General features: G+C 70.8%; 22 protein-coding genes. 9 read left to right on the forward strand and 13 right to left on the reverse strand.

Annotated features, from left to right (window positions below):
- Window positions 1-2: 2 nt before the first annotated feature.
- Window positions 3-1,136, reverse strand: coding sequence for an acyl-CoA dehydrogenase family protein (locus EDD92_RS21520; protein ID WP_123965837.1), 1,134 nt, complete (start codon window positions 1,134-1,136; stop codon window positions 3-5).
- Entirely contained in the window at window positions 1,136-2,329 is a 1,194-nt protein-coding gene (locus tag EDD92_RS21525) for an amidohydrolase family protein (RefSeq protein ID WP_123965838.1), read from the reverse strand. Before EDD92_RS21525 ends, EDD92_RS21520 begins: the two co-directional genes overlap by 1 nt.
- 173 nt (window positions 2,330-2,502) lie before the next feature.
- Between EDD92_RS21525 and EDD92_RS21530 the strand changes: the two genes are divergently transcribed.
- Window positions 2,503-4,041, forward strand: a complete 1,539-nt coding sequence (locus tag EDD92_RS21530) for a class I adenylate-forming enzyme family protein (protein WP_123965839.1) — start codon at window positions 2,503-2,505, stop codon at window positions 4,039-4,041.
- Here EDD92_RS21530 and EDD92_RS21535 read toward each other — a convergent pair.
- Together EDD92_RS21535 and EDD92_RS21540 are read right to left on the reverse strand one after the other, a co-directional pair.
- Window positions 4,025-4,537, reverse strand: coding sequence for an EF-hand domain-containing protein (locus EDD92_RS21535; protein WP_123965840.1), 513 nt, complete (start codon window positions 4,535-4,537; stop codon window positions 4,025-4,027). The genes EDD92_RS21530 and EDD92_RS21535 overlap by 17 nt on opposite strands.
- 213 nt (window positions 4,538-4,750) lie before the next feature.
- On the reverse strand, window positions 4,751-5,131 hold the full coding sequence (locus tag EDD92_RS21540; protein ID WP_030940995.1) for an STAS domain-containing protein: 381 nt from the start codon (window positions 5,129-5,131) through the stop codon (window positions 4,751-4,753).
- Between the two features lie 305 nt (window positions 5,132-5,436).
- Between EDD92_RS21540 and EDD92_RS21545 the strand changes: the two genes are divergently transcribed.
- Together EDD92_RS21545 and EDD92_RS21550 are read left to right on the forward strand one after the other, a co-directional pair.
- Window positions 5,437-6,018 (forward strand): sigma-70 family RNA polymerase sigma factor, encoded by a 582-nt coding sequence (locus EDD92_RS21545; protein WP_123965841.1) that lies wholly within the window; start codon window positions 5,437-5,439, stop codon window positions 6,016-6,018.
- A 155-nt stretch (window positions 6,019-6,173) separates the two neighbouring features.
- Window positions 6,174-7,445 (forward strand): maleylpyruvate isomerase N-terminal domain-containing protein, encoded by a 1,272-nt coding sequence (locus EDD92_RS21550; protein ID WP_399185444.1) that lies wholly within the window; start codon window positions 6,174-6,176, stop codon window positions 7,443-7,445.
- A gap of 112 nt (window positions 7,446-7,557) precedes the next feature.
- Here the strand turns inward: EDD92_RS21550 and purU are convergent, their stop codons facing one another.
- Both purU and EDD92_RS21560 read right to left on the reverse strand, forming a co-directional pair.
- Window positions 7,558-8,439 (reverse strand): formyltetrahydrofolate deformylase, encoded by an 882-nt coding sequence (gene purU, locus EDD92_RS21555; RefSeq protein WP_123965843.1) that lies wholly within the window; start codon window positions 8,437-8,439, stop codon window positions 7,558-7,560.
- Window positions 8,440-8,485: 46 nt separating this feature from the next.
- Entirely contained in the window at window positions 8,486-8,986 is a 501-nt protein-coding gene (locus EDD92_RS21560) for an SCO4402 family protein (protein ID WP_115907499.1), read from the reverse strand.
- 117 nt (window positions 8,987-9,103) lie between these two features.
- Here EDD92_RS21560 and EDD92_RS21565 point away from each other — a divergent pair, with 117 nt between their 5' ends.
- Window positions 9,104-10,411 (forward strand): ABC transporter substrate-binding protein, encoded by a 1,308-nt coding sequence (locus EDD92_RS21565; RefSeq protein ID WP_123965844.1) that lies wholly within the window; start codon window positions 9,104-9,106, stop codon window positions 10,409-10,411.
- Between the two features lie 22 nt (window positions 10,412-10,433).
- Here EDD92_RS21565 and EDD92_RS21570 read toward each other — a convergent pair whose 3' ends face one another.
- Window positions 10,434-12,263 carry a hypothetical protein gene (locus EDD92_RS21570; protein WP_123965845.1) on the reverse strand — a complete coding sequence of 610 codons (1,830 nt, stop codon included), beginning with the start codon at window positions 12,261-12,263 and terminating at the stop codon, window positions 10,434-10,436.
- Window positions 12,264-12,452: 189 nt separating this feature from the next.
- On the reverse strand, window positions 12,453-13,838 hold the full coding sequence (locus EDD92_RS21575) for a transcriptional regulator (RefSeq protein ID WP_123965846.1): 1,386 nt from the start codon (window positions 13,836-13,838) through the stop codon (window positions 12,453-12,455).
- A 266-nt stretch (window positions 13,839-14,104) separates the two neighbouring features.
- Here EDD92_RS21575 and EDD92_RS21580 point away from each other — a divergent pair, with 266 nt between their 5' ends.
- From EDD92_RS21580 to EDD92_RS21590, 3 genes are all read left to right on the forward strand, one after another.
- Entirely contained in the window at window positions 14,105-14,758 is a 654-nt protein-coding gene (locus EDD92_RS21580) for a bifunctional DNA primase/polymerase (RefSeq protein ID WP_123965847.1), read from the forward strand.
- 83 nt (window positions 14,759-14,841) lie between these two features.
- Complete coding sequence (locus EDD92_RS21585) at window positions 14,842-15,615, forward strand: ABC transporter ATP-binding protein (protein WP_123965848.1); 774 nt, start codon at window positions 14,842-14,844, stop codon at window positions 15,613-15,615.
- On the forward strand, window positions 15,612-17,207 hold the full coding sequence (locus EDD92_RS21590; RefSeq protein ID WP_123965849.1) for a transporter: 1,596 nt from the start codon (window positions 15,612-15,614) through the stop codon (window positions 17,205-17,207). Before EDD92_RS21585 ends, EDD92_RS21590 begins: the two co-directional genes overlap by 4 nt.
- Window positions 17,208-17,382: 175 nt before the next feature.
- Here EDD92_RS21590 and EDD92_RS21595 read toward each other — a convergent pair whose 3' ends face one another.
- Together EDD92_RS21595 and EDD92_RS21600 are read right to left on the reverse strand one after the other, a co-directional pair.
- Window positions 17,383-18,255 (reverse strand): alpha/beta fold hydrolase, encoded by an 873-nt coding sequence (locus EDD92_RS21595; protein ID WP_123965850.1) that lies wholly within the window; start codon window positions 18,253-18,255, stop codon window positions 17,383-17,385.
- A 567-nt stretch (window positions 18,256-18,822) separates the two neighbouring features.
- The gene (locus tag EDD92_RS21600) at window positions 18,823-19,515 is read right to left on the reverse strand and encodes a metal-dependent transcriptional regulator (RefSeq protein ID WP_030941023.1); all 693 of its coding nucleotides are present in this window, start codon (window positions 19,513-19,515) and stop codon (window positions 18,823-18,825) included.
- 225 nt (window positions 19,516-19,740) lie between these two features.
- Here EDD92_RS21600 and EDD92_RS21605 point away from each other — a divergent pair, with 225 nt between their 5' ends.
- The gene (locus tag EDD92_RS21605) at window positions 19,741-20,496 is read left to right on the forward strand and encodes an SIS domain-containing protein (RefSeq protein ID WP_123965851.1); all 756 of its coding nucleotides are present in this window, start codon (window positions 19,741-19,743) and stop codon (window positions 20,494-20,496) included.
- A 41-nt stretch (window positions 20,497-20,537) separates the two neighbouring features.
- Here the strand turns inward: EDD92_RS21605 and EDD92_RS21610 are convergent, their stop codons facing one another.
- From EDD92_RS21610 to pdxH, 3 genes are all read right to left on the reverse strand, one after another.
- Window positions 20,538-21,941: a PAS domain-containing protein gene (locus EDD92_RS21610; RefSeq protein ID WP_123965852.1), complete on the reverse strand. Its 1,404-nt coding sequence runs from the start codon at window positions 21,939-21,941 to the stop codon at window positions 20,538-20,540.
- A gap of 141 nt (window positions 21,942-22,082) precedes the next feature.
- Window positions 22,083-22,904, reverse strand: coding sequence for a GNAT family N-acetyltransferase (locus EDD92_RS21615; RefSeq protein WP_123965853.1), 822 nt, complete (start codon window positions 22,902-22,904; stop codon window positions 22,083-22,085).
- 310 nt (window positions 22,905-23,214) lie between these two features.
- Window positions 23,215-23,883, reverse strand: a complete 669-nt coding sequence (gene pdxH / locus EDD92_RS21620; protein ID WP_123965854.1) for a pyridoxamine 5'-phosphate oxidase — start codon at window positions 23,881-23,883, stop codon at window positions 23,215-23,217.
- Between the two features lie 295 nt (window positions 23,884-24,178).
- Between pdxH and EDD92_RS21625 the strand changes: the two genes are divergently transcribed.
- Window positions 24,179-25,279: a citrate synthase 2 gene (locus EDD92_RS21625; protein WP_123965855.1), complete on the forward strand. Its 1,101-nt coding sequence runs from the start codon at window positions 24,179-24,181 to the stop codon at window positions 25,277-25,279.
- The last annotated feature ends 32 nt before the right edge of the window (window positions 25,280-25,311 follow it).

Genomic DNA, 25,311 nt, shown 5'->3' on the forward strand with positions numbered 1-25,311 from the left:
GCTCACCTCCCCTTCGGCAGCCCAAGAATCCGCTCGGCCACGATGTTCTGCTGGATCTGCGAAGTACCGGCCGCGATGGTGTACGACAACGACGACAGCCGGTCGAGCATCCAGGACCGCTCCAGGCCCAGGGAGTCCGGCCCCAGAACCTCGGCGGCAGCGTCGTAGAGCTCCTGCCGCGCATGCGAATACCTCAGCTTGAAAACCGAACCCCCAACACCCGGCACCCCGCCGGAGGCCTCCGCCTCGCTCACGTTCCACTGCGTCAACCGCCACAGCCCCCGGAACTCGGCGTTCAGCCGCCCGAGCCGCCGCCGGAGCACGGGATCGTCCCAGCGGCCATTGGCCCTCGCCTCCGCAGCGAGTTCGCCCAGCACACGCCGGCAGGCCACCACCTCACCCACGAACGCCGTGCCGCGTTCGAAGGACAGCGTCACCATGGTCACGCGCCAGCCGTCGTTCTCCTCCCCGACCCGGTTCGCCACCGGCACCCGCACCTCGTCGAGGAACACCTCCGCGAACTCCGCCGACCCGGCAAGGGTCCGCAGCGGCCGTACGGTGATGCCCGGCAAGGACATGGGCATGGCCAGCCAGGTGATCCCGCGATGCTTCGGTGCCGCCGGATCCGTACGGACCAACAGCTCGCACCAGTCGGCCACTTCGGCATGGGAGGTCCAGATCTTGGACCCGCTCACCACGTACTCGTCGCCGTCCCTACGCGCGCGCGTGCGCAGTGCCGCGAGGTCGGAGCCGGCGTCCGGTTCGCTGAAGCCCTGGCACCAGACCTCCTCGCCGCGCAGGATCGGCGGCAGCCAGCGCGCCCGCTGCTCGTCGGTCCCCTCGGCGGCGATCGTCGGCCCGGCGTGGAGCAGCCCGACGAAGTTCGCGCCCACGTAGGGGGCACCCGCCAGCTCCGTCTCCTCCAGGAAGATCAGCCGGACGGTCGGGGACGCGTCCCAGTGGACGTCCGCGTACCCGGCGTCGTACAGCATCCGCTGCCAGCCGAGGTCGTACGCCCTGCGGCCCGGCCAGTCCTCCGGGGAGGGCTTCGGCGGCAGTGTCGGCAGCACCTTGCCGAGCCACTCCCGCAGCCGCGCCCGGAACTCCTCCTCCTCGGGCGTGTACGACAGGTCCATCAGCGGTCGAGGTCCAGGCCCAGCATGCGGATCGCATTGCCCCGCATCAGCTTGTGGACCGTCTCGTCGTCGAGGCCCTTCACATGGTCGAGGGCGACCTCCTTGGTGTGCGGGAAGGTCGAGTCGACGTGCGGGTAGTCGGTCTCGAAGGTGGCGTTGTCGCGGCCCACCACGTCCAGCGAGGCGACCCCGTGCTTGTCGCGGAAGAAGCAGCAGAACATCTGCCGGTAGTAGTACGTCGACGGAGGCTCCGGGATCAGGTCGCGCACCCCGCCCCAGGCGCGGTGCTCCTCCCAGACGTCGTCGGCGCGTTCCAGGGCGTACGGGATCCAGCCCATCTGGCCCTCGGAGTAGGCGAGTTTGAGGGTGGGGAACTTCACCAGCACCCCGCTGAACAGGTAGTCCATCATCGAGGCCATGGCGTTGTTGAAGCTCAGTGACGCCTGTACGGCGGGGGGCGCGTCTGGGGAGGCGGCCGGCATCTGGGAGCTGCTGCCGATGTGCATGTTGACGACCGTCCCGGTCTCCTGGCAGACCGCGAAGAAGGGGTCCCAGTAGCCGGAGTGGATGGAGGGCAGGCCGAGGTAGGTGGGGATCTCGGAGAAGGTCACCGCCTTCACCCCGCGCGAGGCGTTGCGCCGGATCTCCGCGACCGCCAGCTCCACGTCCCACAGCGGGATCAGGCAGAGCGGGATGAGCCGGCCGCCGCTGTCGCCGCACCACTCCTCGACCATCCAGTCGTTGTAGGCGCGCACACAGGCCAGCGCGACCTCCTTGTCGTGTGCCTCGGCGAAGGTCTGCCCGCAGAAGCGCGGGAACGACGGGAAGCAGAGGCTGGCCTCGACGTGGTTGAGGTCCATGTCCTCCAGCCGGGCCTTCGGGTCCCAGCAGCCGCGCCGCATCTCCTCCCTGGTGATCCCCTCCAGGGTCATCTCGTCGCGGTCGAAGCCGACGGCGGCGATATTGCGCTTGTACGGGAACTTCAGGTCCTCGTAGATCCACCAGTCGGTCGGCTGGCCCTCCGGGTCCATCGTGATCCGGTACTTGCCGCCGACGTAGGCGAGCTCGCCGATCCCGGCAGTCAGGGCCTGCGGGCCCCGGTCGCGGTACTTCTGAGGCAGCCAGGTGTCGAAGAGGTGTGCGGGTTCGATCACGTGGTCGTCGACGCTGATGATGCGGGGTAGTTCGGTCATGGGTTCCCCACTCGGTAATCCGCCAGTATCTGATGGACCGTCAGATCCGCTTCACCGAGCAGGCTAGCCCCGCCCCTCTGGACCGACAAGGCGCCGAGCCCTACGCTCTGCGCACGATCTGACTGCCCGTCAGTTCGGTATCAGCTCCGTGTCCGCTCCACGAGGGGGCCGCCGTGAACGACACCGCCCATGCACTGAGCGCATCCCGCACCCTCTGGGACCTGGTCGCCCGCCGCGCCGACCTCACCCCCGAACGGCCGGTCCTCCTCCAGGACGACCGCTCCCTGAGTTTCGGCGAGCTGCGCGCACGTGCCGAGCGCGTCGCGGCCGGTCTGTACGACATGGGCGTACGTCCCGGCACGGTGGTCGCCTGGCAGCTGCCCACCCGGATCGAGACGGCGCTGCTGTCCTTCGCCCTGGCCCGCCTGGGTGCCGTACAGACTCCGGTCATCCCCTTCTACCGGGACCGCGAGGTCGGCTTCGCGCTGCGGGAGTCCAAGGCCGAGTTCTTCGCCGTACCCGGTGAGTGGCGGGGTTTCGACCACACCGGGATGGCGCGGCGGCTCGGTGCGAAGGGGGTCTTCGAGGCGTACGACGTGCTGCCGGACGGTGATCCGCGGGTGCTGCCCCCGCCGCCCTCCGACGGCACCTCCGTGCGCTGGATCTACTGGACCTCGGGTACGACCTCCGACCCCAAGGGCGTGCTGCACACGGACCGTTCGCTGATCGCGGGCGGGTCGTGTCTCGCGCACGCGCTGCGGCTGTCGGCGGACGACGTGGGCTCGATGGCCTTCCCGTACGCACATATAGCCGGGCCCGACTACACGGTGATGCTCCTCCTGTACGGCTTCCCGGCGGTGATGTTCGAGCAGTTCGCGCTGCCGGGCGCGCTGGAGGGATACCGCAGGCACGGGGTGACGGTGGCGGGCGGATCGACGGCGTTCTACTCGATGTTCCTGGCCGAGCAGCGCAAGCAGCCCGGCCGGAAGGTGATTCCCTCGCTACGGCTGCTCGCGGGCGGCGGGGCGCCGAAGCCGCCGGAGGTGTACCACGCCGTCGTACGGGAGATGGGGGTGCAGCTCACCCACGGGTACGGCATGACCGAGGTGCCGATGATCACCATGGGGGCGCCGGACGACACCGTGGAGAACCTGGCGACCACGGAGGGACGGCCGCCGGAGGGGATGGAGATACGGATCGTGGACGGGGAGGTGCGGCTGCGCGGGGAGGCCGTCTGCCAGGGGTATCTGGATCCGGCGCAGACCGCGGAGGCCTTCGACGAGGAGGGGTTTCTGCGCACCGGTGACCTGGGGTTCGTGACGGACAGCGGTCATCTCGTCCTCACCGGGCGGCTCAAGGACGTGATCATCCGCAAGGGCGAGAACATCTCGGCGAAGGAGATCGAGGATCTGCTGGCCGCCCACCCGGCCGTCGGCGACGCCGCGGTGATCGGGCTGCCGGACGCCGAGCGCGGGGAGCGGGTGTGCGCGGTGGTGGAACAGCCGGAGGGCGCCGAGGAGTTGACCCTGGATGCCGTGACGTCGTACCTGCGCGCGGAAGGGCTGTCGGTGCACAAGCTGCCCGAGCAGCTGGAGGTGGTGGACGCCCTTCCGCGGGGCGAGACGCTGCGGAAGGTGCTCAAGTACAAGCTGCGGGAGCGGTACGCGCAGGGCGCCGTCCACCAGGGGCAGGGCCCTACTCAGGCACCGTGAAGTAGCGGGCGAACGCCGGGACGATCTCCGCCTCGCCGACCTTGCCGTCGCCGTCGGTGTCGAGCGTGGCGGCGACGCTGTGGACGATGTCCTCGTCGACCCCCAGGATCCTCAGCACGCGCACGGTGTCCTCGACGCTGGCCGCCCCGTCGCCGTCGGTGTCGGCGATGTCGAGGGCCGCGTGCAGGAAGGGGCGGGCGATCTCGGCGAACCGCTCGGGGTTGTCGCGCAGGCGCTTGACCGCGCCGTCCACGAACTCCTCGCGGTTGATGCGCTGGTCGCCGTCCCGGTCCGCCATGCCGGCCATGCCCTGCCAGAACGCCTCGGCTCCGCCGTACAGCGCCTGGCCCTTGTCGGAGCGGGCCGCGACGGCGAACTCGGTGAGCAGCGCCTTGGCCGCCCCGCTGAAGTCCTCGCGGTCGATGTAGCCGTTGCCGTCCTGGTCGAAGGTGGCGAACCGGGCGGCGATCCTGCGCTCGTACTCGCTGCTGACCATGTCTTTCGGGCCGCCTTACGTCATCTCGGGTGCTTCTCGTCGGAGCGTACGACGCGGGAAGCCGTCCGGGCGCGGGAAAGCGGCGGTTGTGCCAAGACCGGGGGAATTTCGGGACAACTGTGTGGCACACAAAGGTGAGCTGTACTGCATTGTTCCGGGGCTGTGACATCAGCGGCTCCGCCGCGGGCCCCCGCACCCCCGGCAGAAAGCAGGTCAGGCGGACAGCGGATCGGCCTCTTCCGCGACTGCCGACGCCACGTCGGCGTACACGTCGAACAATCGGCGCACGCCCAGGGCGCCCAGGACGCGGTTGACGTGCGAGCCCTCGACCGCACCCTGTGCCGGAAGTATCAGGCGCAGGGTGCCCTGGCAGGAGCGGATGAGGCGACGGGCGGCGATGAGCACGCCGACGCCGCTGGAGTCGCAGAAGAAGACCTCGGAGAGGTCGAGGACGAGGCCGTGGCGGCCGTCGGCCACCACGTCGTGCACCCGCTGACGCAGCACCGGCGACGTCACCAGGTCCAGCTCGCCCGACACACGGAGCACGGTCCAGTCGCCCTGCTCGCCGCCGGTCACATAGAACGCCACCACCATGCCCTTCGCTCGCCGGATTCCCCGCAAAACGGAAGCCGTTCCTACGCTTCCTTGCAGCGCGGCTGCCCAGCGGCCGTTCCCTGAAACACGACGCGAAAAACGGAAACCGATCGGAAGAGGCTTGTTTTAATCGACTTCGATCCTGTTCGATCAGGTCTGATCGAAGGTCGAGCGGGTAGGCAGGCACAGAACGCTGGCTGCACACATTGCGACAAAGCGACGTGCACTGTCGTAGGTGCCGACTACATTCGAGGAGACGATGGACGCAGGCCGGGCCGACGAACGGGCAGGGGTGAGGGGGCCGTATGACGAAGAAGGACGCACCGCCCCGCTGGGACCGCAAGATGCAGCAGCGACTTGCGCGCGGTGAGGCGGCCGCCCTCGGCGAGCTCTACGACCGGTTCGCCTCCCTCGTGCACGGCCTGGCCCACCGCGTCCTCGGGGACGAGCGCGCGGCCGACGGCATCACCCGCGACGTCTTCGCCCACGTCTGGGAACACCCCGAGGCGTACGACCCCAAGCAGGGCCCGCTGCGCTCCTGGGTCGCCACGCTGACCCACCGCCTCGCCGTGCAGCGGCTGCGTGCCACCGAGACCGCCGCCCTGGCCCAGGGCTCCGGCGGCTCCGCCGAGGACCTGGAGCGCAAGGTGCGCCGCGCCTCGGTCGCCGCCCGCGCCGACTACATCGTCACGTCCATGCCCGCCCCGCTGCGCGCCGCCCTGGACCTGGCCTACTTCCAGCGCCGCGACTACCGCCAGACCGCCGCCGACCTCGGCGTCACCGAGGACGAGGCCCGCCGCCGGCTGCGCCTGGGCCTGCAGCTCCTGTCCACCGCCCACGACGCCGCCGCGCCCGGGGCACCGCCCGGTTACGGGGGTGCCGTGTGAACGACGCAGGCAGCGCGGACCGCTTCGAGCACGGGGGATTCGACGGCGAGGACGACCCCGACGGCAAGAACGGCCCGGCGGGCAAGGGCGGCTTCGAGGACAAGAACGACAAACGCGACGAGCAGGACAAGGCCGAGCAGCAGGAGGGGTACGGCATCCCGGGCGGACCCGCGAACGACAACGGCAACGACACCGGCCAGGGCCCCGACCAGCCGCCCCGCATACCGATGCCCCGCACCTCCGTCGAGGACGGCGGACGGCCGCTGCCCACGCTGGACGACCTGGCACAGGCGGCGTCGCAGCCCGCCCCGCTGGTCCTGGAGCACCGCGTTCTGAAGTCGCTGCTCGGCGCATGGGCGCTGGCCGCCTGCGCACCGGACGAGACGGCGGCCGTCGAGGAGCACCTGGGCGACTGCGGCTCCTGCGCCGACGAGGCGCTGCGGCTGCGCGAGGCGGTCGGTCTGCTGCACCAGCCGGAGAGCCTCGACCTGGACCCGGGCCTGCGCACCCGCGTCCTGGACGGCTGCCTCGACCGGCGCCCGCCCCGCATCCCGGTGCCCGGCTGGGCGGCTCCGTACGACGCCGAGGCCGCCCGGCTCGACGCCCTGCTGCAGGACATCGGGGACGCCGAGTGGCACGCGCCCGTGCGGCTGCGCTGGTTCGAGGACGAGGGCCCGATGACCCGTCGTACGACGGTCGCCGGGGTCATCGCCCACCTGCTGTCGGTCGACGGGCTGGTCGCGGTCGCCCTGGGCCTGGACGACCCGCTCGGTGACCTGGCCGCGGCGGGCCCCACACCCCGGGCCCGCACCGAGGCGTACTGGCGCACCTCGCACTTCCCGCCCAACCGTTCCGTACGGTCCCCCTGGCGCGAACAGACCCACGACCTCGTCCGCACGGTGTCCTTCACCAGCGACTCGGGACCGGCCCGGCCGGCCGTCTCCTACGGCGACTTCGAGCTGCCGCTGCGGGACGCGATGCTGGACCGGGCCTTCGAGTGCTGGGTTCACGCCGAGGACATCGCCGACGCCGTCGACTACCCGTACGAGCCGCCCGCCCCACGCCATATGCACCGCATGATCGACCTCGCGGCCCGCGTCCTTCCCGCCGCGCTGGCTCAGCGGCGCCGGACGGGCCTCGCGTCACCCGCCCACGGCCGCCACCTGGGCGTCGCCGGCGAGCCCGGCCGCAGCCTGCGCCTGGAGATCGAGGGGCTGGGCGGCGGCGAGTGGCTGATCCCGCTGGACTCCCCCGCAGCGTTGGGCTCCGCCGAGCACGAGGTGGCCCACATCGCCCTGGACGGCCCGGAGTTCTGCCGCCTGGCAGCAGGGCATGTGCCTCCGGCGGAGGCGGCGGTGGGTCAGGTCGGTGACCGGGAGGCCATCAAGGATGTGCTGTTCGCGGCGGCGTCATTGAGCCGGATGTAGGGGCGGGTTACGGGTTCGTCGGCGACCGCGGGCGCCTCCAAAGGGGCGCGGGGAACTGCGCGAGCAACCACAAACAACCCGCACCCGCCCGACGGCAGAAGCCCCCGAGCTACTAGGCGAACACAACCGTCCGACGCCCGTTGAGCAAGATGCGCCGCTCGGCATGCCACTTCACGGCCCGCGCCAGCGCCTGGCACTCCACATCCCGCCCGACCGCCACCAGCTGATCCGGCGTGACGTCATGCCGCACCCGCTCGACCTCCTGCTCGATGATCGGCCCCTCGTCCAGATCAGCCGTCACATAGTGAGCCGTCGCACCGATCAGCTTGACGCCCCTGGTGTGAGCCTGGTGATACGGCTTCGCACCCTTGAAGCTCGGCAGGAAGGAATGGTGGATGTTGATGATCCGCCCGCTGAGCTGCTTGCACAGATCGTCGGAGAGGACCTGCATATAGCGGGCGAGCACGACCAACTCGACATCCTCCTCGCGGACGATCTCCAGCAGCCGGGCCTCGGCCTCCGCCTTGGTGTCCTTCGTCACCGGAATGTGGTGGAAAGGAATGTTGTACGAGCCGACCAGCTCGGCGAAGTCCGTGTGGTTGGACACCACCGCCGCGATCTCCACCGGCAGCGCACCGATCCGCGCCCGGAACAGCAGGTCGTTCAGGCAGTGCCCGAACTTGCTGACCATCAGGACGATGCGCATCTTCTCGTCGGCCCGGTTGATCTGCCAGTCCATGTGGAAGGAGTCACCGATCGCCGCGAAGCTCGCCCGCAGCTTGTCCAGCGTCACCGGTACCTCGGCGGAGAAGTGGACGCGCATGAAGAACAGACCCGTGTCGTGGTCGCCGAACTGCTGGCTGTCCTCGATGTTGCAGCCGGTCATGAAGAGATAGCTCGACACGGCGTGCACGATGCCCTGCTTGTCGGGGCAGGAGAGCGTGAGGACGTACTGGTCGTCGGGCGCCGCGGCTCGGGTGGACTGCTCGTTCATGCAGGACAGGGTCCCATAAGTGAGCCCCGGTACGGAGCGGAGTCCGCTACGCGGACCTCGTCATGATCCGCAGAACCTCGAGCGTGCGCGGCGGCGCGTCCGGGTCCTCCCCGTCGGCTGTCGCCATCCGGACGTGGGCGTCCCGGGCCGCCCGGACCGCCTCAGGCCAGGCCTGGTTCTCGACGTACGCCGAGACCGGGGCGTCGGGCCCGACCTGGTGCATGATCCGCAGCACCCGGAGGACGGCGGTGTCGACGAGGGCCGCCTCCTGGGAGTCCCGGAATATCGTGCCGACGTACTTCTCGGCGGACCAGTTGTCCAGCCAGGTGTCCTCGACCAGGCGGTACACGGCGTCGGTCACGTCCCCGTATCCGTCGACGCCGGCCAACCAGACGTTCTGCTGGAACGCCGGGTCGGAGAGCATGTGCAGCGCGGAGCGCACATTGCTGCGCCAGCGCCACCACGGCATGTCGTTCAGTGGCATGCCGCCCATGGTGGAGGAGCGACGGCCGCGACGGGAAGAGTTCTCCGAACCTTGCACGGTCATCGATCGTACGTTCTCCTGCTCAGGCGTCCCACCGGCCCCTGTAATTCACCTTGACGTCACCAATCCATAACCGAGGGTCATCCCCGGGTTGGCAGTGTGGCGGAAACGTGTGTGCCCATGACCGGCAGGCGACGCAATCGCAGCACCTTCCTCCCCACACGCACCCGGCCTCTCAGAGCCACCGCCCTCTCGGCGGGGGCGCTGGTCGCGTGTGCCGCGCTCGCCGCCGGTTGCGGGGCCATCCCCGGTACCACGGGGGGTTCCGGGGATGCCCCGATCACCGTCATGACCTGGGCCCCCTCGGACACCAACGCGACCAACAAGCCCGGCATGCCGGCCTTCGCGCAGGCCTACGCCCGCTGGATCAACGCCCACGGCGGCATCAACGGCCGCAAGCTGAAGGTCCTGACCTGCAACGAGCACAACGACAGCGTGGCCGCCGCGAAGTGCGCCCGCCTCGCCGTCAAGGAGAACGTCGTCGCGGTCGTCGGCTCCTACAGCCAGTACGGCGACTCCTACCTCCCCGAGCTGGAGGGCTCCGGCATCCCCTACATCGGCGGCTACGGCGTCACGACCGCCGAGTTCACCAGCCCCATGTCCTACCCGGTCAACGGGGGCCAGCCCGCCCTGCTGGCCGGCCTGGGCAGGGAACTCGCCGGCAGCTGCGGCCCGGTGGCGCTCATACGGCCCGACAGCATCGCGGGCGACGAACTGCCCGCCATGCTCGACTCCGGCCTGAAGACGGGCGGGCACCGCCCCGCGATCGACCAGCGGGCCGCCGACGACACCACCGAGTACTCGGGGCCCTCGCAGCAGGCGCTGACGGCCACGACCGGGAACCAGGGGAAGAAGGGGTGCGTGATCCCCGCGCTCGGGGACCGCACCGACACCTTCATGGACTCCTTCCGGCGCGACCGCGAGGACTTCCCGGCGGTGAAGACCGCCGCCACGCTCGACAGCGTCGACCAGACGGTGATCAACGAGTCCGGCGGGCAGTCGGGACCGTACGAGGGGTCGTACGTCACCGGCTGGTACCCGGTGTCGAGCGACCCGCGCTGGGACGCCATGAAGAAGGTGATCAAGGAGCAGGCCTTCGGCGACAACCGCATCGACGCCTCGGACACCGGGGTGCAGACGACGTGGATCGCATACACGGTGTTCAGGTCCGTCGTCGCGTCGCTGGGCAGCGGCGACGTGTCCGCCGACACGGTGCGCAAGGCACTCGACGACGGGCTGAAGGTCGACACGGGCGGACTGACGCCGGCGCTGCAGTGGTCCTCCGAGAGCCCGCTGGCCGCCATCGGCTTCTCCCGCCTGGTCAACGCCGACGTGACGCTCCAGGTCGTGCGTCAGGGCCAACTCGTGGCGGCGGAGAAGGGGTTCGTGGACGTGACGAAGACGCTTCAGAGCGCGGACGTGAACTGAGGCTCACGTCCGCGCGTGCACGTCACAGCTGGGTCGGCTGGCGCTGGGTCAGGCCGTACGTCCTCGCGATGGCGTTCCACAGCTGGGCCGCCTTGACCTTCTGCTGGCTGGCGGTGCCGCTCTCGCGGTTGCCGGCCGCGGTCTGGCCGGTGGGGCGGGCCTGGCCCTTCTTGCAGCCCTTCTTGCCGCCGACCTGGTCGGCCCAGGCCGCGTAGTGGTTGTCGGCCGCCGCGGACGCCTGCCAGGCCCTGGTGAGTGCGGCGGCGAGCGCGGCGTGGTTCGGGAGCTTGTCGACGGACAGGCCGGACAGCCGGGTGACCAGCTCGGTGCGCTGCTTGGCCGCGCCGCGCAGGTCGGAGGCGGCCTGGCCGAGGTCCTTGCACCCCTTCACAGCGGCCACCGCCCGGATCACCGAGGCCCGGCTGTCACCGCTGTCGGCGAGCAGCTTGTCCAGGGCGACGGCCTGCTGCTTCGCCGGATCCCCGGCCGACGAGGCGGAGCCGTCGGTCGCCGGGGCCGTGGCGGAGACGGGCTGGTTCTTGTCCTTGCTGTCGCCGCCGCCACCGTTGAGCAGCGCGCCGGCGCCGATGCCGAGCACCACGATGCCGACACCGATCGCGGCGATGAGCGGCACCCGCGACCTTCCCCCACTCTCGACTTCGCTCGAGCGGGGGGACCCCCATCGGCCGCCATGATCCTCGTCGCCGGGCGGGGGGTACGCGCCCTGCGGGGCCTGCGGGGGCGGCTGCTGGAAACGCGGCATCTGCTGCGTGGCCTGAGCGGGGCTCTCGCTGCCCGGCCCGCTGCGGAACAGGCTGTCGAACTCGGCAGGCGGCTGCCGGTCCCCGCCCTGCGGCATGCCGTACGGCGCCTGCCCGGTCACGGGCGGTATGTACTGGGTGGCCTGGGAGTCGGGCCCGTCAGCCTGCGGCGCACGCCCCAGGAACTGCGTCGCCTCCGAGACCGATCCGCCCCTGCCCACCTCGGGCGGCAACGCCCCCGGCGCAACGGGCGGAATGTACTGCGTCGCCCCTTCAGTATCGGAAACGGCAGCGACGGGCGGTATGTACTGAGTCGCTCCCTCGTCGACAGCGGGTGGAAGAGGAGCAGCACCGAGGCCCACGGGAACGGCGGGAGAGCCGTAGCCGCCCGGGGCGGCGGGAGGCAGCGGCGCGGCCGGGCCACCGTGCGACGCAGCCCCCGATGCCGAGGCACCGTACGCGTCCGCGCCCTGCGCGGCAGCAGAGCCGTAGCCGCCGGGGGCGGCGGGTGGGAGCGGCGCGGCCGATCCTCCCTGCCCGGTGGGCGGCAGGGGTGCGTTCGCCGGGGGCTGCGAGATCGCGGGCTGCCCGCCGTACGACGGGGCCGGGGTGCCCTCAGGGGGCAGCGCTCCGGACGTGGGCGCACCCCACTGGTCAGGGGGCGGCGACTGCTGCTGGTCGGGTGCTCCCCACGCCTGGGCCGGCGGCGTCGGCCAGCCCTGGCCCGGCGACGGGGCCGGGCTCTGCTGCTGCTCGGGACCCCACGGCGTGCCCCAGGCCTGACCGCCGGGCGGGGCCGCGCCCGGGGCCTGCTGGCCGCCGTACGGGCCGCTCTGCTGGCCGCCCTGGCCGCCGTAGGGGCCCGGCTGCTGACCGCCGTACGAGCCCGTCTGCGGGCCGTTGTACGGGCCGGCCTGCTGCCCGGCGGAGTTACCGGGAGGCGGTCCGGCGTAGGGGCCGGACCGCGGGCCGTTCTGGCCCTGTGCGCCCAGCATGCCCGGCAGCAGGGGCTCGCCGCCGTCGGAGGGCAGCACGATGCCTTCGCGCGCTTCGCGCGGCGAGGGCTCCTCGCCCTGTCCACTCTGCGTCACCGGGACTCCTACGAATGGGGGACCTTCGGAATCGTCGGCTCACGCTACCGGGTCCCCCGAGCCGGGTGCCACGCAGCTCTGGGCGCAACCTCCTTCCCTGTGACAGCAGTAACAAAACCGCTCTACAGACCGCTGTATCTGTCACCCAATTCGACCGCCCCGCCCGGCAACCGGCCGTTTCCCGCAGGTTCACGCAGCCGCCTGCAAGTCGAGCCGCGCCCCGAACTCACGCACCACCGGCTCGTCCCGGTACGGATCCAGCCGCTGCTGGAAGTCCTCCAGGTACTCGGCGCCCCGGTTGGAACGCAGGGACTCCAGGAGCTCCACGGCCTTCAGCCCCGTGTTGCAGGCCTGCTCGATCTCACGCTGCTGCACCTGCGCGGTGGCCAGCAGCACGTAGCCGATGGCCCGCCTGCGCGCCTTGGTCTCGGGGAGCCCGGACAGGGACTCCTGCGCGCGCCGCGACGCCGCCTCGGCCTGCCCGAGGTCGCGGTGGCAGTGCGCCAACTCGTCGGCCAGATACGCCTCGTCGAAGTGGGTGATCCACGCCGGGTCGTCCCCGGAGGCGGAATCGGCGGACTCCAGCGCCGTGACCGCCCGCCCGGACGCCACCTGGGCCGCCCGCGCGTCGCCCATCAACGCGTGCCCGCGCGCCTCCGCCGCGTAGAACATCGCCTCCGCGCGCGGTGTCACGCGCCCACGCGCCCCCTCCTGCGCCGCCCGCGCCAACTGCGCGATCTCACGCGGGTTTCCGAGCTGCGCGGCGAGGTGGCTCATGGAGGCGGCGAGGACGTACCCGCCGTAGCCGCGGTCGCCCGCCGCCTGCGCGAGCCGCAGCGCCTGGATGTAGTACCGCTGGGCCAGGCCCGGTTGGCCGGTGTCGACGGCCATGTAGCCCGCGAGCTCGGTCAGTCGGGCCACCGCGGCGAACAGGTCACGGCCGACGGCCTCCCGGTACGACCCCGCCAGCAGCCCCGAGACGACGCTGTTGAGGTAGTGCACGACGACCGGCCGCACATGCCCGCTGCCGTACTGATGGTCCAGATCCACCAGCGCCTGCGTCATGGCGCGCACGGCCGCCACGTCGGACTGCCCCACCCGCGGTCCCGCCGAGCGCGACACCTGCGAGTCGGGCGAGGAGATCAGCCAGTCCCGGCTCGGCTCGACCAAGGCGGACGCGGCGACGGACGAGCCGGACAGGAAGTCCCGGCGCCCGACGTCACTGCGCCACAGCTCGCAGACCTGCTCGATGGCCCCCAGTACCGTCGGCGAGAACTGGAGACCGACACCCGAGGCGAGGTTCTTGCCGTTGGCCATGCCGATCTCGTCGATCGTGACCGTGCGGCCGAGCTTGCGGCCCAGCGCCTCCGCGATGATCGCCGGGGCGCGTCCGCGCGGCTGCTGCCCGCGCAGCCAGCGGGCCACGGACGTCTTGTCGTAGCGCAGGTCGAGGCCGTGCTCGGCGCCGCACATGTTGACCCGACGGGCGAGCCCGGCGTTCGAGCACCCCGCCTCCTGGATGAGCGCCTGCAACCGTTCGTTCGGCTGTCGCGCGACGAGAGGCCTTGCGGCCATGGCGTACCCCCTGGGAACAATTCCCTGAAGCGAAAAGATCCGGCCGTGAAGATCAATGCCCCGCCGACAGACCTAAAATGCGAGGCTTGCGCGGATTGCCGGGGTAATGGCGTAAGCCGACCCCAGACGTGGCTACCCAGCTCACGCCGAGGTTCCTCCCGCGCGCCCCCACACGTGCATCCATGCGCCCCAGATACGGAATCAATGCTCCTCCCCCGCGCGCGCTACCCCCGTAACTCCAGGTAGGTACGGGAGTTGAGTTCACCGTGGAAGAGACGATCGCCGGCCCCGAAGCCGCTCAGATTCCGAAGCAGCGTGGGGAATCGCTGCAGGAGACCGCCGTCCGCTACGCCGAGGAGCGCCACTGGGACGTCTTCCCCGGCACCTGGCTGGAAGCCGTCGACGGGGTGTGGCACTGCTCCTGCGGCGACCCCGCGTGCGCCGCGCGCGGCGCGCATCCGGCGGGCGAGGACTGGGAGGCGCTGGCGACGGGCAGTGCGACCGTCGCCCGCCGGATGTGGCAGAAGCACCCGACGGCGTCGATCCTGCTGCCGACGGGGCGCACGTTCGACGCGATCGAGGTCGCCGAGACCGCGGGGTTCCTGGCGCTGGCGCGCATGGAGCGCATGGAGTTGACGCTCGGTCCTGTGACGTTGACGCCGGATCGCCGGATGCACTTCTTCGTGCTGCCCGGTGCGGCGGTGAAGATGCCCGAGCTGGTGCGGAAGTTGGGCTGGTCGCCCTCGTCGCTGGATCTCGTTGCGCTCGGGGAGGGCGCGTATGTGGCTGCGCCGCCTACGCGGTACGGGGCCCGTGGTGCCGTGCAGTGGGCCTGCCGGCCCACGCCCGCCAATCGGTGGCTGCCGGATGCGGAGGAATTGATTTCGCCGCTTGCCTATGCGTGTGGGCGGGATCGGTAGGTTCGCGACTGCGGGTTGTGTGTGGTTGCTCGCGCCGTTCCCCGCGCCCCTATGGGGCGGCTGCAGCGCCGTAGGGTTGATCCATGACGTCAGCCGCCGTGCGCGTACAGGGACTGTGGAAGCGGTTCGGGCAGCAAGTTGCCGTTGCCGGGATTGATCTGGAACTGCCTGCGGGGAAGTTCATCGGGCTCGTGGGGCCGAACGGAGCGGGGAAGACCACGACCCTGTCCATGGTGACCGGGTTGCTGCGGCCCGATCAGGGGAGTGTCGAGGTCGTCGGGCACGACGTGTGGCGGGACCCGGTGGCGGTGAAGGCCCGGATCGGGGTGCTGCCGGAGGGGCTGCGGCTCTTCGAGCGGCTGTCGGGGCGTGAACTGCTCGTGTACAGCGGGCGGTTGCGCGGACTGCCCGGAGCCGAGGTCGACAAGCGGGCCACACAGCTTCTCGATGTGCTCGACCTGGCCGGCGCCCAGCACAAGCTCGTCGTCGACTACTCGACCGGCATGCGCAAGAAGATCGGCCTCGCGGCAGCGCTGCTCCACAACCCCGAAGTGCTCTTCCTCGACGAGCCGTTCGAGGGCGTCGACCCGGTGTCCGCCCAGACCATCCGCGGGGTCCTGGAGCGGTACACGGCGTCGGGCGCCACCGTCGTCTTCTCCTCCCATGTCATGGAGCTCGTCGAGTCACTGTGCGACTGGGTGGCCGTGATGGCCGCCGGCCGTATCCGCGCCCACGGCACGCTCGCCGAGGTGCGCGGGGAGGCGGCCTCGCTGCAGCAGGCGTTCCTCGAACTCGTCGGCGCGGGCGGCCGCGACACCGGGTCGCACCTGGACTGGCTGGGCGGCGGCGCACGATGACGGGCGAAGCCAACCTCACTCCCGTCTTCGTACGGCTGAAGCTGTCCCTGCTGCGCAACGGGCTCAGGCAGTCCGCCGGGCGGCGGGCCGCCTATGTCGTCTCGGCCGTCGTCGTGGTGCTGTTCGGGGCGCTGCAGCTGCTCGGCCTGATCGCGCTGCACGGGAACACGCACGCCCTGCCCGTGGTCGCGCTGCTGGTGGCCGTACTGGCGCTGGGCTGGGCGGTGATGCCGCTGTTCTTTCCGAGCGGCGACGAGACGCTCGACCCGACGCGCTTGGTGATGCTGCCGCTGCGGCCCCGGCCGCTGGTGCGGGCGCTGCTCGCGGCCTCGCTGGTGGGCATCGGGCCGCTGTTCACGCTGCTTCTGCTGACCGGGTCGGTGATCGCGGTCGCGCACGGCGGTGCGGCCTACGCCGTCGGCGTCGTCGCCGTCGCCCTCGGGCTGCTGGTGTGCGTGGCCCTGGCGCGGGCCGTCGCCGCCGCCAACATCCGCCTGCTGACCAGCCGCAAGGGCCGCGACCTGGCGGTGCTGAGCGGCCTGGTCATCGCGATCGGGGCGCAGCTCGTCAACTTCGGGGCGCAGCACCTGGGTTCCTCCGGGCTCTCGCAACTCGACCCGGTGGCGGACGTCCTGAAGTGGGTGCCGCCCGCGTCGGCCGTCGGCGCGGTGGACTCGGCGAGCGACGGCTCGTACGGCGTCGCGGCTTTCCAACTGGCCCTGACAGTAGGCGCGTTGATGCTGCTGCTCGCCGTGTGGTCCCGCCATCTGACCCGGCTGATGACCTCGCCCGACGGCTCCACCCTCCAGGCCGCCGAACCCGCCGCCCGCGAACGGACCACCGGCGGCCTCGCCCGCCTGCTGCCCGCCGGACGCACCGGCACCGTCATGGAACGCAGCCTGCGCTACATCTGGCGCGACCCCAAGACCAAGGCGGCCTGGGTGACCTCGCTCGCCATCGGCCTGATCGTGCCCGTGTTCAACGCCCTTCAAGGCACCGGCTCGATCTACTTCGCGTGCTTCGCCGCGGGGATGCTCGGCATCCAGATGTACAACCAGTTCGGGCAGGACACCTCCGCGTTCTGGATGGTCGCCACGACCATCTCCTCCACGCACGACGCCTACGTCGAGCTGCGCGGGCGGGCCCTCGCCCTGCTGGTGATCACCCTCCCGTACGCCACCCTCGTGACTGTCCTGACCACCGCGATGCTCGGGGACTGGCCCCGACTGCCCGAGGTACTCGGCCTGTCCTTCGCCCTGCTCGGCGCGATGCTGGCGACCGGCGCATGGACGTCCGCCCGTTTCCCGTACTCCATCCCCCAGGAGGGCTACAAGAACGTGGCCCCCGGCCAGGCCGGCCTCGCCTGGATCTCCATCTTCGGCGGCATGGTGTCGGCGGCCCTGCTGTCCGCCCCCGTCATCGTGGCCACGATCTGGGTGAACGTGGCCAAGGACGGCGACGACTGGGGCTGGCTCCTGCTCCCGGTGGGCGCGGCATACGGCGCCACGATCACCTGGGCAGGCCTACGCCTGGCGGCCCCACGGACGGCGGCCCGTCTGCCGGAGATCCTGACGGCGGTAAGCAAGGGCTGACAGGGGCCCTACAGCAAAGGCTGACTTGGCGCCTTGGCGGGCGGCGCCTGCAACGCCCTGAAGGGGCGCGGGGCTGTATCGATATGCGGCTCCGCCGCGTGGGCGCGAGCAACCACACACGGCCCGCACGCGCCAACAAACAGGACCCCCGAGCTACTAGGCGCCCCGCCCAGCCTCACGCAGTGAGAACTGCATCCAGGAACGGTTCGATCGCCGCCCGCCAAGCCTCCGGCTGGTCGTAGTGAACGAGATGCCCCGCATCTGCCACCTCCGCGTACTCCCCGCGCGGCAGCACCCGGACCATCTCCTGCGCCTCGGCCCGCCCCAGCTCCCCGTCGAGCCCGCGCACGACCAGCGCCGGGCACTGCACAGCGGCGAGTTCCTCCCAGTGCGCGTCGTACACCCAGGTCTCACGGGAGCGGAGCATCTGCTCGTAGTCGAAGACGGGGCGCCAGCCGTCGGGCGACTCGTGCATCACCTCGGCGTAGAACTCCCCCCGGGCCGGGTTCGGCCGCTCCACCCACGGATCGTCCTCACCGAACCACTTGCGTACATCGGCAAGCGTGGCAAAGGGAACCGGCCAGGCCTTGAACCAGTCCGCCCACTCACGCTGCGAGGCGGCACCCAGCGCGGAGGCCCGCATATCGCAGATGATCAGTCCCCGCACCAGATCGGGGCGCTTCGCGGCGAGCTGCCAGGCCGTCAGCGCGCCCATGGCGTGGCCGATGAGAACGGCCGGGGCGAGGCCGAGCTGCTCGAGCGCGGCCTCGGCGTCCTCGACGTAGGCCTCGCGGGTGAAGGAGGCCTGCGGGGGCTTGTCGCTCTGGCCGTGTCCGCGCTGGTCGAGCGCGACGGCGCGGTGCCGCCCGGAGAGCCAGCGGGCGGTGGACGCCCAGTGCGAGGCGCGGCCCATCAGGCCGTGCAGTAACAGCACACCGGGGGTGTCCTCGGGTGCGGGCTGCGCCGGGTCGCTCTTGGGAGGGTCGCCGAACTCCCAGGCCGCGAGGCGTACGCCGCCCGCCCCGGTCACGTCGATGCGTCGCGCCATGGTCCTGGCACCCCCCTAGCTCCGCTCGGACCGCTCGCTCCCGCTCGAGCCGGCCGGTCCTGTGAACCGTGTCCTGCCGTGCCGTGCAGCTACCTGTGCTTGTGACCTGTCACCGAAGGCTATCGAATGGGTATTCGAAAATACTGTGTCTGCAGGCAACACCCCTCGTACGAGTGACCTCGTCCGAGGAATGATCGCCGCCGCCGAGGGGAGATCTTCAGCGGGAGGCGGACCGCTCGGGGAAAACGGTCCGAAGGGGATGACCCTGAGAGCTCGGGGCTCCGGGTCAGCACAGGGGAGGGCAGGCCCCGGCGCCACACGGCGCCGGGGCCCTCCACACGACTGCGGCACATCCTGCCGACCCCCCTCAGGTCATATGCCTCACGCGACAGCCTCGCACGCGAAACGTCCGAGCGCTGCGATTTCGACGCACCGAATTCCGGCGCCGAAGAGATCGACGACAGGCCCGCAGGGCGCCTCAACCCTCCCTGGAACAACGGAAGTTGACGACCCTTACGAGGCCGGGGACGGAGTGAGGAGCACTACGCGCCGTTGGGCCGCCGACGGTCAGCGCTTGGCGACGAACACATGGGAGGCGACGTCCGCCTCCAGCTCGGCCGCCTCACCTCCACTGCCCACCAGCACACCGCCCGCCGACTCCGTCACACTCACCACCGAACCGGGCTGCACACCCGCCCGCCGCAGCGTGTACATCAGCTGCGCATCCGTCTGGATCGGCTCACCGATACGGCGCACCACGACCGTCTTGCCGTCGGCACCCGGGTCGAGGTCCGCCAGCGACACCATGCCCTCGTCCAGGAACGGGTCCGCGCCGTCCTTCTCGCCCAGCTCCTCCAGACCCGGGATCGGGTTGCCGTACGGCGACTCCGTCGGGTGCCGCAGCAGCTCCAGCACGCGCCGCTCCACGGCCTCGCTCATCACGTGCTCCCAGCGGCACGCCTCCGCGTGAACCTGCTCCCACTCCAGGCCGATCACATCGACCAGCAGACACTCGGCGAGCCGGTGCTTGCGCATCACGCGCGTCGCCAGCCGGCGGCCCTCGTCCGTGAGCTCCAGATGGCGGTCCGTCGCGACGGAGACGAGACCGTCCCGCTCCATCCGCGCCACGGTCTGGCTGACGGTCGGCCCGCTCTGGTCCAGCCGCTCGGCGATCCGGGCGCGCATGGGGACCACACCTTCCTCCTCCAGCTCGAGGATGGTGCGGAGATACATCTCCGTGGTGTCGATCAGTCCGGACATACGTGCCCCTCGATGAGTACTGCCGGAAGCACGACAGCTTCCCGGCGCGTGCGCTGGCCCTGGATTCAATTCTGACGCATACCACCGACAACCGTGCCGCGCCGTTGAAACCACGGGGTTACGCCGGGCCGCTCACCCCCGTATTGACACGGCACTGGTCCAGACCGCACGGTGATCCGCGACACATCCGCGCCCGGACCCCCACACCGCCCCGGAAGGACCCGCATGAGCGACGGCAAACTGGCCGACCAGTTCTTCGACGCCGCGATCGACCTCCTGCAACGGGTCCGGGACGAGGAGGCACAGTCCATCACCGCGGCCGGCACCCTGCTCGCCGACACCGTCGCGGACGGCGGACGACTCTTCGCCTTCGGTGCCGGCCACTCCTCCCTCGCCGCCCAGGACGTCGTCTACCGCGCGGGCGGCCTCGCCCTGATGAACCTGCTCGCCGTACCGGGCGTCGTCGGCGTCGACGTGATGCCGGCCACGCTGGGCTCCGCCCTGGAGCGCGTCGACGGCCTCGCAACCGCCGTCCTCGACTCCTCGCCGCTCCGCGCCGGGGACACCCTGGTGATCATCTCCCTCTCCGGCCGCAACGCCCTCCCCGTCGAAATGGCCATGCACGCCCGCACGCTCGGCGTGAAGGTGATCGGCGTGACCTCAGTGGCGTACGCGACCGAGACCCGGTCCCGGCACACCTCCGGCACCTATCTGCGCGACCACTGCGACATCGTCCTCGACTCCAAGATCCCCATCGGCGACGCCACCCTCACCCTCGACACCATCCCCGCCCCCTTCGCCCCGGCCTCCACCGTCGTCACCAGCGCAATCCTGCAGGCAGTCATGGCCACAGCAGCAGGCACACTCGCCGAACGCGGCATCGAGCCACCCCTGCTCCGGTCCGGGAACGTGGACGGCGGCCACGAGTGGAACAGCCGGGTCATGGAGGAGTACGGGGACCGGATCTTCTACCAGCAGTAGGAATCGGCGCAGCCTGAGGGCATTCGTGCCGCCCGGCCGCGCTACCGCCCCACCACCCCAGCCAGATCCAACGCCGCAGCAATCCGAACAGCAACGTCCTCCGCGTACACGGCATCCACCCGCTCGAACTGACTCCGCCCACTCCCCCGCAGGAACGTCACGACCCCGAGCGTCCGCCCCCGACTCCGCAACACCGCACACAACGCGTGCACCGCATCCTCCGGCCACTGCCGAGCCAACGCCCACTCCCGCGCCTGCTCCGCCGCCACCGCACCCACGCTCGCCCGCACGGACCCCGTCCGCTCCACGCACTGCAACGCCGGATGCCCCTGCCCGTACCGCACCGGCAACCCCGCCTGCCCGGTCAGCAGACTCGGCCCCGGCGCCCCGGACGGCGTCGCAGCGACCCGCACCAGCCGTACGGGCCCCTCCGCCGCCCCGTCGGCCACCGCACCGCCCGCCACCCGGTCGATCAGCGCATGGTCGGCGAACCCGGCGAGCGCGAAGTCGAGATGGACGGTCGCCGCCTCACCCGGGTCCTCGCACTCCGCGGCCGCCCGGGCCGCCCGGTGCAGCTGATTGGTCCGGAACCGCAGCAGCGCCGCCTCCTGCTCGCCCTGCTTGCCCTCCGTCACGTCCTGGAAGAGCCACGCGACACCCAACGGCACCGGCTCCTCCGCGAGCGGCGACGCCAGCCGTACGAAGCCGCAGCGCCAGCACCGCCGCTGATCACCCTCCGGCGTACGCACACTCACCCAGATCTCGGCCGGCGCCGGCGGCGCACCCTCCGCCAGCACATGCGTGAGCGCACTCTCCAGCTCCTCCACACCCTGGGCGAGCAACTCCCCCAGCGGCCGCCCCAAAGCCGACGTACGCCCGATGCCGAGCGCACGCGCCGCATGCGCATTCACCACCGCGGGCCGCAGATCGGCATCGACCAGCACGACACCCCAGCTCGCGTCCTCGAACAACGCCTCGCTGAGCGCGATCGACCGCTCCAGATCGATCTGTGCATGCACCTCACTGAAGGCGCAGTACACACCCGCGGGCTTCCCGTCGGGCCCGCGCACCGCCGCGGACTGCGTCCGCACCAGCACCCGCCCGCCGTCCTTCGTCAGCAGCGCGAACTCGTGCACCTGCCGCCCCGGGGCCTCCATGGCGGACATCAGCCGCCCCTCGACCTCCTCGGCGTCCGCAGGACGCACGGCCCACCCCGCGAACCCGTGCCGACCCACCGCCTCGGCCGCGGTCCACCCCAGAATCCGCTCGGCCTCACGATTCCAATGGGTTACGACCCCGCCCGCGTCGAAGGCACACAGCGCCGCATCCATCCCGTCGAGCAGCGCGGCCAGCAGATCGGAGCCGTCAGGCCCCACCGGACCAGCCCGCTCGGGCTCATCGGGCCCCAGCTCGTCGGTGGTCCCACTACGCCGGGAAGCACTCACCTGGACCCCCTGCCAAGCTGCGTCCGCGCGTACGGCGCGTCGGTTCGCTCACTCGCAATCATCTAACTGGAACGTGACGCAGCACACACCGAGTTCCCCAAGATTGAAGGAATCGTTGTAAGCCACCTCCACCCCCCACGATCACCCCTCCCTCAGCCGAAGATCAACCCACAGATCGCTTTCCCCGTCGAGCACATACCGCTCGACCTCGACGAACCCATACTTCTCGGCAAACCGAAGCCCGTCGCCATTGGCCGCCAGAACGCACGTCTCAACGCCCTTCGCACCCAGCACGCGCGCGTGCGCGAGCCCCCGCTCGTACAGGGCAGCCCCGAACCCCCGCCCCCGATACTCGGGCAGCACGCGCGCGATGACCGTCGCCACCGCCTCCTCCCCCTGCGGTGGCCGCACGGTGGAACAGCCGACCAGCCGGTCCCCCAGATACGCGTTCTCCAGCCGATAACGCCCCAGCCGCTCCCGCGCCTCGTCGAGGGACATGGCAGCAGGCGGCACGATCGCGTTGTGGACGTACTGCCACTCCCGCAGCATGTTCTCCCCGTGCACGGCCTCGATCCGCAGCCCCCTGCGCCGCGCGTACACCTCGATCTCGATCCTCATCCGCGGATCCGCAAGCCCGACCACCATCATCGTCGCCGCAGGCCGCACCTCACCGAACACCTTCCGCAGCACCGGCCAGCACGGCTCGAAGTCCTCCCGCTCGGGCAGCAGATACCGCACCCGCACCACATCGGCCAGCCCGCACCCCGCCTCCGCGAGCGCCGCCCCGATGTTCCGCACACACTGCTCGGCCTGCTCGACGACGTCGTCCGAGATCGTCATGGTCGAGTAGTCGAACCCGGTGGTCCCGGATACGTGCACCCAGTCCCCGTCGACCACGGCCCGTGCGTAACCGATCTGCTCCTCGAAGGTCGATCCACTGAGGATCGCGCGTCGCTCCGTCATGGTCGGAAAGCTAGGTCACCGGCCCGCATCAAAAAAAGTGGTTGATCGTGCGCCGACCGGTTCTTAGGGTGTGGCTTACACGAGAAGGGAGGTGGTTCGGCAGATGTATGAATACCGGACGCGTGAGGTGACTGCGGGCTAGCGGCTCGCCACCACACCGAGTGCGGTGCCGGACCGGCACGGGAGAGAACCGTGCAGCCGGCCCAATCCCAAGCAGTCACCCGACCCGCGAGCTCGCCGGTACGTCCGGCCGGCTCCTCCGCCGAGGCGGAGGGACCAGAGCTCGCGGGTCGTCTGCGTTCCGGCGCTCTCAGGGACTGAGCCGCTCCACCCGCCACCCCCCGTCCGCCTCCGCCACATACCGCAAGCGGTCGTGCAGCCGGTTCTCACGGCCCTGCCAGAACTCCACCGCCTGCGGGGCGACCCGGAAACCACCCCAGTTCGGCGGGACCGGGACCTGCTCGCCCTCCGGGTAGCGGGCGGCCAGTTCGGCGTACGAGGCGTCCAGGTCGGCGCGGGTGGAAATCACGCTCGACTGGGCGCTGGCCCAGGCACCGAGCTGCGAACCGTGCGGACGGGTGCGGAAGTAGGCGGCGGTCTCGTCACGGCCGGTGCGGCGGGCGATGCCCGTGACGATGACCTGGCGGGCCATCGGATGCCAGGGGAACAGGAGCGAGACGTACGGGTTCTCGGCGAGGTCGCGGGCCTTGCGGGAGTCGTAGTTGGTGTAGAAGACGAAGCCCTGCTCGTCGAAGTGCTTCAGCAGTACGGTGCGGGAGGTGGGGTGGCCTTCGGCGTTCGCCGTGGAGACGACCATGGCGTTCGGCTCGAAGAGGTGGGCCTGAGTCGCGGCCTGCTGGAACCAGCGCGCGAACTGCGCCACCGGAGTGGCGGCCAGATCGGACTCGGCGAGGCCCTCGGCCCGGTACTGCTTGCGCATCGAGGCAGGATCGAGGGGGACGGCGTCTCGGTCGGTCACCCCGTCATCCTGCCGTATGTGCAGGTGCCGTTCGCCATGCCGTCCGTCATGATTTCGGCATGGGCACTCGTCGCAGGCGGCGAGCACCTGTGGCACTGAGTGCCGCGAAGCCTCCCCAAAGTTGGCACTCGGGGATATCGTGCAGGTGCGTTCTGGTTGAGCGACCAGCCGAACGGGGCATCACCAGGGTGGCCACCCAGGACCACGAGTCGCACGAAGCGACCGGGGATCCAACGGCCGAGCCGCCGTTTTTCTGCCGTACACATCTGTCGTACACATCATGAGGAGCCGCCTGATGTCCGACTTCGTACCCGGACTCGAGGGAGTCGTCGCGTTCGAGACGGAGATCGCCGAACCGGACAAGGAGGGCGGCGCCCTCCGGTATCGGGGCGTCGACATCGAGGACCTGGTCGGTCACGTCTCCTTCGGGAACGTCTGGGGGCTGCTCGTCGACGGCGCCTTCAACCCCGGTCTGCCGCCCGCCGAGCCGTTCCCGATCCCCGTGCACTCCGGCGACATCCGGGTGGACGTCCAGTCGGCGCTGGCCATGCTGGCACCCGTCTGGGGTCTCAAGCCCCTCCTCGACATCGACGCCGAGCAGGCCCGCGCGGACCTGGCCCGAGCCGCCGTCATGGCGCTCTCCTACGTCGCCCAGTCGGCCCGCGGCCAGGGCCGGCCCATGGTTCCGCAGCGGGAGATCGACAAAGCCCACTCGATCACCGAGCGCTTCATGATCCGCTGGCGGGGCGAGCCCGACCCCAAGCACGTCGCCGCCGTCGACGCCTACTGGACCTCCGCCGCCGAGCACGGCATGAACGCGTCCACCTTCACGGCCCGCGTCATCGCCTCCACCGGGGCGGATGTCGCCGCGGCGCTCTCCGGCGCCGTAGGAGCGATGTCCGGACCGCTGCACGGCGGCGCGCCCTCCCGGGTGCTGGGCATGATCGAGGAGATCGAGCGGACCGGGGACGCTGAGGCGTACGTCAAGCAGGCCCTCGACAAGGGTGAGCGGCTGATGGGCTTCGGGCACCGCGTGTACCGCGCCGAGGATCCACGCGCGCGCGTGCTGCGCCGTACGGCCCGTGAGCTGGGCGCTCCGCGGTTCGAGGTGGCCGAGGCGCTGGAGAAGGCGGCGCTGGAGGAGCTGCACGCACGGCGTCCGGACCGTGTCCTGGCCACGAACGTCGAGTTCTGGGCGGCGATCGTTCTCGACTTCGCCGAGGTGCCTGCGCACATGTTCACCTCGATGTTCACCTGCGCCCGCACGGCCGGGTGGTCGGCGCACATTCTGGAGCAGAAGCGGACGGGACGGCTGGTGCGGCCGTCTGCGCGGTATGTGGGGCCGGGTGTGCGGCTTCCTTCGGAGATCGAGGGGTACGAGGGCATCGCCCGCTGAGAGGGCGGTCAGGAACACGGGCGGCTGCGGGC

This window comes from Streptomyces sp. TLI_185, from assembly GCF_003814765.1.
In the GTDB taxonomy this organism is placed as follows: Bacteria; Actinomycetota; Actinomycetes; order Streptomycetales; family Streptomycetaceae; genus Streptomyces.